The 7,826-nt window shown below is 39.9% G+C and carries 6 protein-coding genes and 4 pseudogenes; 8 read left to right on the plus strand and 2 right to left on the minus strand.

Features of this window, described 5'->3' with window-relative positions:
- Positions 1–151 precede the first annotated feature (151 nt).
- Positions 152–1,178: pseudogene (locus tag FCR06_RS31615) on the plus strand (transposase).
- Positions 1,179–1,350: 172 nt separating this feature from the next.
- Here the strand turns inward: FCR06_RS31615 and FCR06_RS31620 are convergent.
- Both FCR06_RS31620 and FCR06_RS31625 read right to left on the minus strand, forming a co-directional pair.
- Positions 1,351–1,836: a DUF6985 domain-containing protein gene (locus tag FCR06_RS31620; protein ID WP_138506823.1), complete on the minus strand. Its 486-nt coding sequence runs from the start codon at positions 1,834–1,836 to the stop codon at positions 1,351–1,353.
- Between the two features lie 232 nt (positions 1,837–2,068).
- Positions 2,069–2,548, minus strand: a pseudogene (locus tag FCR06_RS31625) (transposase); the annotation flags it as partial.
- Between the two features lie 771 nt (positions 2,549–3,319).
- Between FCR06_RS31625 and FCR06_RS31635 the strand changes: the two are divergent.
- The 7 genes and pseudogenes from FCR06_RS31635 to FCR06_RS31670 all read left to right on the plus strand — a co-directional run bounded on the left by FCR06_RS31635 (position 3,320) and on the right by FCR06_RS31670 (position 7,743).
- Entirely contained in the window at positions 3,320–3,664 is a 345-nt protein-coding gene (locus FCR06_RS31635) for a hypothetical protein (RefSeq protein WP_138506824.1), read from the plus strand.
- A 256-nt stretch (positions 3,665–3,920) separates the two neighbouring features.
- Positions 3,921–4,085: a transposase DNA-binding-containing protein gene (locus tag FCR06_RS35030; RefSeq protein WP_138506826.1), complete on the plus strand. Its 165-nt coding sequence runs from the start codon at positions 3,921–3,923 to the stop codon at positions 4,083–4,085.
- A gap of 312 nt (positions 4,086–4,397) precedes the next feature.
- Positions 4,398–5,090 (plus strand): annotated as a pseudogene (locus FCR06_RS31645) (IS1 family transposase).
- Between the two features lie 249 nt (positions 5,091–5,339).
- Positions 5,340–5,546: pseudogene (locus FCR06_RS31650) on the plus strand (four helix bundle protein); the annotation flags it as partial.
- A 419-nt stretch (positions 5,547–5,965) separates the two neighbouring features.
- Complete coding sequence (locus tag FCR06_RS31660; protein WP_138506830.1) at positions 5,966–6,382, plus strand: element excision factor XisH family protein; 417 nt, start codon at positions 5,966–5,968, stop codon at positions 6,380–6,382.
- Positions 6,370–6,705, plus strand: a complete 336-nt coding sequence (locus FCR06_RS31665; protein ID WP_138506832.1) for a XisI protein — start codon at positions 6,370–6,372, stop codon at positions 6,703–6,705. The genes FCR06_RS31660 and FCR06_RS31665 overlap by 13 nt, the downstream gene beginning before the upstream one ends.
- A gap of 3 nt (positions 6,706–6,708) precedes the next feature.
- A complete protein-coding gene (locus tag FCR06_RS31670; RefSeq protein ID WP_138506833.1) occupies positions 6,709–7,743 on the plus strand; it encodes a tyrosine-type recombinase/integrase in 1,035 nt (344 codons plus the stop codon).
- The last annotated feature ends 83 nt before the right edge of the window (positions 7,744–7,826 follow it).

Genomic DNA, 7,826 nt, shown 5'->3' on the forward strand with positions numbered 1-7,826 from the left:
TAGGTAGGGCTTGCTGAAAAAGAAAGAAAAGGTGACAGTCTGTAGAAGAAAAGACCATAGAAGTATATTCAGGTGCAAGGAAAGAAGGTAAAATAGCCCAAAATCCTTGCATCACAGTGGTCAGTTTCAACACGCTGTATCTGAAGTTACTATGTACCGAGAATCAGAATCAACTCCAATTCCACCAGAAAGTTTTGAACTGCCATTTGAGGGAAAGTTATCATCAGATAATCGTTGGGTGATCATGGCTGATTTAATACCCTGGAAAGAATTTGAGTCAGAATATTCTGCCAGATTTTCAACAGAGATGGGAGCGCCAGCAAAATCATTTCGGATGGCATTAGGAGCATTAATAATTAAAGAAAAGCTAGGGATAAGCGACAGAGAGACAGTAGAACAAATTAAAGAGAACCCTTATCTACAGTACTTCATAGGGATGTCATCTTATAGTAATGAAACTCCATTTGATGCCTCAATGTTAGTACATTTTAGAGAAAGAATTAATGCAGAGTTAGTCAACAAAGTGAAATAAAAAGCAGAGCATTGATGACCGGATTGTGAGTTTAAGCCAACCACATATCCGCCCTATTGTCCGAGGTAAAGCTGGTAAGTCCGTGGAATTCGGAGCCAAACTATCTGCTAGTTATTTCAATGGATATGTATTTTTAGACCATATTAGTTGGGACAACTTTAATGAATCAGGCGATTTAAAAACGCAAGTTGAGGCATTTAAAAACCACACTGGTTATTACCCAGAATCGGTTCATGTTGACCAAATTTATCGCACTAGAGAAAACCGAGCTTGGTGTAAAGAACGAGGTATTAGAATCAGTGGAGTTCCTTTAGGAAGACCGCCAAAAACTGTGAGTAAACAACAAAAGAAGCAAGCTCAAGATTCAGAGAAGATTCCTAATTGTATTGAAGGAAAATTTGGACAAGCTAAAAGGAGATTTAGTTTGAGTAGAGTGATGGCTAAACTCTCTCATACTTCTCTTACTACGATTGCTATCACTTTTTTAGTCATGAATCTGTCTACTCATCTGTTGCGGTTGTTTAATGCTTTTTTGTGTCTATTTTTCACAAATACATCTTTTTTACCGCCTCAGATTATCGATGCTTATCCTTATCTCATTTTTAATCAACAAAAACTTATGTTTTCACCTTCCTTGAATAACTAATCAATCCTTCAAAGGCTTTTTATTACTTTTTCAGCAAGCCCTAAATAGGAAACACATTTCCGAAACAAAAGCGATCCAGTTGTGCTGACTGCGATCGCTTTTTCCTCTAAGAAAATTGTCAGTTGAGAGCAGCCGTGATGTCTAAGACGGGCTATGCCTACGCATGGGTATATTAGAGCCGTCCTGTTTCACCTATCTGATCTGCATCGTCTGCTACTCCATTGCGAAAGCTCACTTCTAAGCCGTGTTCTGGTTCCCAGTCACACTCAGCTATCAACTTAAAAGTAGGAATATGCAGGTCATACTCAACGTGGGGTGGCACATAGATATATGAGAAAGTCACTTTATCCCAAACCTGAATGGGATTAGCCAGCTGCGGCATTTCCTCATCCCCTATCATCTCACGATATACATTATAGTTTTGCAGCACCAGAGGGACAGTGATGCTTAACACATCGCTTGGCAAAGCTAGAGCTTGCCGAATAGCTTCACGCTGAAGCAATGAAAGTTCCCCTATCTGCCCCTGTTCAAAATCCACACAAATCGGTACACAGTGATCGCCCAAAACAGCATATTGTTCTAGAGTCCAGTGGTTAGATTCGTTTCTTATCTGTCCAAACTCAGCATCGCAATAACTTGCCCAGAGTTTATTCATCATCTTTAATATATGCGTTCTTAATATATAGTTAGTAGTTCCATATTCCCTAGATTTTGTATAATCTGCAATTAAGAGTACTTTACCTCCTAGAGTAGGCGATGTTCTACGACCGATCGTAGGTCATCGCAGTATAGCACTGTATCTGACCCATCTTGTGGTGCTGGGAACTATGGCGATCGCTTTCCCTCACTTTTCCTCAGAGGGTGTTTGAAAAGTTTTAATGGGTCAAATTTTATGCCAATCGCCTGACCATGATCCGGATCATGGCAACGTAGATAAACGTCTGTGATGTTTCGGGCAATAACTCATAATCTCTAACCAATCGGCGACACCCCATAAGCCAACCGAAAGTGCGTTCCACTACCCAACGTTTTTTGAGCAACACGAATCCCTTGGTTTGTTCTGGTCGTAGTACCACTTGGACAATCCAACGGCAAAAGTCCATCACCCACTGCATGAATGGCTCACCGTTAAAGCCACCATCCACCCAGATGATTGTCAAACGACATCCCTGAGTGCGAGATTGTTTGACCCGTTTGAGAACTTTTTTGCTTCCTTCACGTTTACATACATTGGCCCCCGTGACCAACACCCGCAAGACTAACCCCAAGGTATCGACTGTCATAAATCGCTTGCGGCCTTTAATTTTCTTGCCTGCATCAAAGCCCACTTGTTGGCTCACCGTCGCCGCACTTTTGACACTTTGACTATCTTGGTCTTGGGTCAGGTTACTGGGGTATGCTTTACTCATCGCTCTCAATGGTGCTGTATGTACGTATCTACAGCTTATGCCTTGAGAGCTTTTTTTACTCAACTTGGAACTTTTCAAACATCCTCTTAGAAGTCAGGTATTATCCAGTATCAATTAGTCCGCCAACACGTTTAAAAAAGGAAAATAGTTTTAGTATTTATGCAGTCTATGCAAGAGAAATTAACATACCAGAAAATTGTGAACCAGTAAAGTGGATGCTCTTTTTACATTCCTCTAATAAACTGTATCATACACTACTATTTTTAGCGAACGCAGAACTTTTATGTCTACTGACTGTACGAAAAAATCTCAACATCGTCCGATAACTCCCGCTAATACCTGCTCAATGGTAGATTCCCAGCATCGTAACTCTACTGCTAATCACTAACATCGCTAGGACTACCTAGTTCAACTGCTGCATTATTGTAGCGTTTATCTGCGGTAAGAGGCATTGCAGGAGTGATAGGATATTATGCATAATTTGAAGAGTAGTTTTTAAGTTTTTGCTATGAGAGACAATAACTCTACTACGTCAGCCTTATCTCTTCATACTCTTTTTTTGAGGAAGGTATTGAACTAAAAATGGTTTTGGCATTGGACAATACTATGTATTTTTCCACTTTAAACTTTCAGTAACTATCTCAAACCCTGATTTAATGGTCGAAAGAATATCTGTAAGGATTAGTCTCAAAGCCATGCAGATATTGACTTGTGAGTTTTAGGATGGGTCTAGTGATTGAATCAGAAGTCCAACAAGCTGTATTTACGGTGACTGGACAATTACAAAAAGCGGATGGAACAACAATGTTAAGGGAAGCATTAAGGCTTCTAAAGGAAATATTGCCAGAAAAAAGGGTGCAAGCTTTTGATGTCTTCAGGCAACAGATTGAGAAGAATGCTACTAATGGATGGTTTAGCTCTGGACCAATTAGACTTAGTGACGGTAGAACGTTGTTCATTGGGGGTAACCCAAAAAACTCTCTTATTTTTAATGCTGCGGGAAACTTCCAGAAGATTACTCTAAATACCCAGCAAGCTCTTAATGCCACTGCTAAGAAAACAATTACAATTGACTAGCTTTAGTGTGATCGCCCGCTCCTGTACTGTTTCATGATGTCATTACTCGCTTGTTTTTATCTCAAAACTATACGTATCCCTCTTGTGTCACTTTCCGAAATAAACAAGTACTAAAGAAGCTAAATCATCCGTGACTTTTCACCGGATGTAAAAAGGAGAAATTGGTTCGTGAATCTCACTGGCGAACCAATCTCCCATAAAAATGACTTTATATTTACTGGTATTGTCGTCATAAGTGTGAATTACATGGACGTAAATGAAATTGTTAGAGAAAAATCCGTATTTTAAGTGTGACTTTAGAGACAAACGATTAACTCAACGAGCAGTATCAATTGCAGAGTGTTTGTCTGTAAAATATGGTGAGCCATTATCAAAAGTATTTAAAAGTGCCAGCGAATTGAGGGGGCGACAGAGGAGCTAAAGAGCTTGCTGTATTAGTGATATAGATTTCAACCCCTGGCGATAAAACCTCTGCTTATTGCGAATAGAACCTATGATCGGAACTCTCCTCATAGTTCGGCAGAAGTTGTGTTAACAAAGGTACAAATGGATGGGGAGCAACGCGATTTTGTGAGGTCGGATCAAAAAGCAGCGATCGCTAAAACTTACATTTGTGTATAAGGTAATTTTATTTGCAATTAATACACGTAATTATACGAAAAATTATCTTGAAGAGACATCTCAAAAAGATTGCGGCGTTGCATAATATAGGGATGAATTGAGGTGTAATACTGTGCATTATCCATACTGTGATTCTACTGAGATTAGAAAAAATGGTAAACGAAGAGGTAAGCAAAATCACATTTGYGTAAAATGTGGTCGTCAATTTATCGATGCCTATAGTCCACCAGAAGGATACTCAGATGAGATAAAACAAGACTGTTTAAGATCATACGTGAATGGCATGGGATTTYGAGCGAGCGAGCGTGATAAGGGAGTTCACCATACAACCATAATTTATTGGCTAAAACTTATTGGTGAACAACTTCCAGATGCACCACCAATCAACGAGATACCAGAAGTTGGAGAGTTAGATGAACTGGAAACTTTTGTCGGTTCAAAAAAACACTCATTGGGTTGTGGACAGCAGTAAACCACTTTCGTCAAGGAATTTTAGCTTGGGTTTTAGGAGACCACAGCGCTAGAAACATTTAAACCTTTGTGGGACTTTGTTTGCTGCTGGCAATGCTATTTTTATGTTACCGATGGATGGAAAGTTTACCCCAGTTTTATTGAGCCAGGAGACCATATCGTCAGTAAAACATATATGACCAGAGTGGAAGGTAAAAATACACGGTTRCGTCATTATCTAGCATGCTTACATCGCAAAACATTATGCTATTCCAAATCAATAGATATGCTTAAATACTCAATTCGTTTGTTACTTTATTGCTTAAAGTATAGACAAATACCTGTATTTAGTTAATTCATCCCCCACTTATGCAACCCCGCAAAATTTATTGGCAGCGTAATAGTTTCTATTCCGTTGCCAACATGCACCTTCCGTGATCGCATGTTGGTGAAAGTGTTGTGTCTGGGGGAAACTAGTTTTTATCGTATTTTTTGTCGGATAAAAGATAACGCTCTTTTATTTTGTGTTCAGGGTGCTGTATGATGGGGAAGTCGGAAGTCGGAAGTTAAGAATAAAGAAAGATAAAGTACAGGGGGTGCAAATGTGGATAAAGACATTAGTATTACTGACAGGACTAAAGCGTTTGCGGTCAGATTAATTGAGGCTTGTAGCTTTCTCGACGAAAAAGCAGGCGTTTACCGTACATTGTCAAAGCAACTATTGCGTTCTGGTACGAGTATTGGTACTAATGTACGCGAGTCACCTTCGGCTGAGTCTGATAAAGACTTTTTGCGTAAGATGAACCTATCCCACTAATAAGATTTATGCTACAAAGCTTAAGTTGATTGAGAACTAAAAATGAAAAATCAAGGTTTTGAAGCACATTTTATGACAACGATTAGAGATTTTTAGAATAATGGGATAGGTTCATGGAAATTGTTTTGAAAGAAGCGCGTGAAACCGAGCACTGGCTATAAATTTTGATTGAGTCTGAAGTTCTAGAGAAATCTATATTTTATCCGTTACTTCAGGAAGCCAATGAAATAGTGAAGATACTCGTCGCCTCTACGCGTAAAATTAAAGATAAATTGAATGGAAAAAACGAAGTTGTCAGTCGCAATTGAGAGGCAGTAATTAGAATTGAACAAAATTTAAGTTCATAGCTTTACTTAGAATGTCGCTACTAAATTGACCTCCGACTTCCGACTTCCGACTTCCTAATTAAGAATATGCCAGCCAGAGATGTTTTTCACGATGCAGTTAAGCGTGGTTTGATAAGCGATGGATGGAAAATTACCCATGACCCATTGCCAGTTAGTTTTGAATTGGGGGATATGTATATTGATTTGGGAGCCGAAAAGCTTTTGGGTGCTCAAAGAGGTGAGGAAAAAATTGCAGTAGAGATCAAAAGTTTTGTACGGACATCAGCAATTTCTGAATTCCACATAGCATTAGGACAATTTATTAACTACCGATTGGCACTTTCTGAGCAGGAACCGGGACGCATCTTGTATTTAGCAGTACCAATTGATGCCTACAGTTCATTTTTTACAATCCGCCTGGTACAAAATGTTATTCGCATTCATCATCTGAAATTAATAGTTTATAACCCAGAAACCGAGGAGATTGTGGAATGGATAAATTAGCACAGTATCGAGAAATTATAGAAAAACTCTTACGTCAATATGCAGAAATTAGTAGTCTAGAATCAGATGTAGAAACGCAAATAGTGCTTGATACTGAAGGTGACCACTACCAATTGATGAATGTGGGTTGGAAAAATCAACGCCGCATTTATGGTTGTTTTTTACACATTGATATCAAAAATAGTAAGGTCTGGCTGCAACACAATGGGACAGAATACGAAGTTGCTGAAGAATTGGTAAATTTAGGAATTCCTAAGCAAGATATTGTGATTGGATTCCACTCTCCTTTTAAACGCCAGTTTACAGATTATGGAGTTGGTTAAACCATGAAACAGAGTCCAGATTCGTTACCACCCATCAAACTTATTTCGTTGGAAAATAAAGATAAAGTATTACCTTTAATTCAGCGACAGGTTCAAGGCATCTCAGCAAAAATAGTTGCCCCTACTGATATTCGTTGGATAAAGGTGCTGGAGTTTTTACGCAGTAATAACCTTGCACCTAATAGCCGTAAACTTTACGAAAGGGAACTCAAACGCTTTTTGGGATGGACACAACTGCACTATCATGAGCTATGCCCGCGTCACCTTGGATTGTACAAAGAATATCTCAGGGATGAAGTAAAAACTGATGCACAAAAGCCGCTTTCAAAAAGCAGCATCAATGCGGCAGTTGCTGCACTAAAAAGCTTTTTTAAATGGATCTGCTATACGTATCCGAATATAATTGCTACTAATCCGACGCTGGGGATAAAACTGGAAAAAGTACCACTGCCACCAGCCCAAAGCTTAACATCAGAACAGATGGAGCGCGTTTGGTCAGCATTAGAGATGCTAGGAGAAACAAAGCAACGAGATACTGCACTCGTCCACATTCTCAGTCACGGACTCCGCGCTGGGGAAATTGTACAGCTAAATGTTGGTTCTTTTGATGGCAAGCTGCTATTCTTGCCTGATACCAAAACCAATGAACCACGCCTAGTGCCACTGCGAAAAGATAGCCGCGACGTGCTACAAGAGTATTTACGATCACGCTCTATTGAGGGTGAAGAACTAAATAGTCTTACTCCGTTAATGATTTCACATCACGCCTCATACCAAGGGGAACGGCTAAGTTACCACGGAATTTATTTTGCTGTAGAAAAAATAGGTGAACTTGCTGGGATTGAGGATTTACACCCTCACCAGTTCCGGCACACCTATGCCACTGACTTATTGCTATTGGGAGTTGACCCCAGCCATGCACGAAAATTAACTGGACATCAAAGTGAGAAAGCGTTTCGGCGCTATACACTCCGTAGCGAACAAGAAGCGGCGATCGCTGCTTACTATCGTGCCATAGGGGAAGACGAAGCGGAGTGAGGTATGCCCAAGCCACTTGATCCCAAATGCCAGCTATGCGCCAAGCTACCCGCAGCTAAGGCTAAGGTACTTCATGGGCCAGA

It is taken from the genome of Nostoc sp. PA-18-2419 (assembly GCF_005869855.1).
GTDB lineage: Bacteria > Cyanobacteriota > Cyanobacteriia > Cyanobacteriales > Nostocaceae > Nostoc.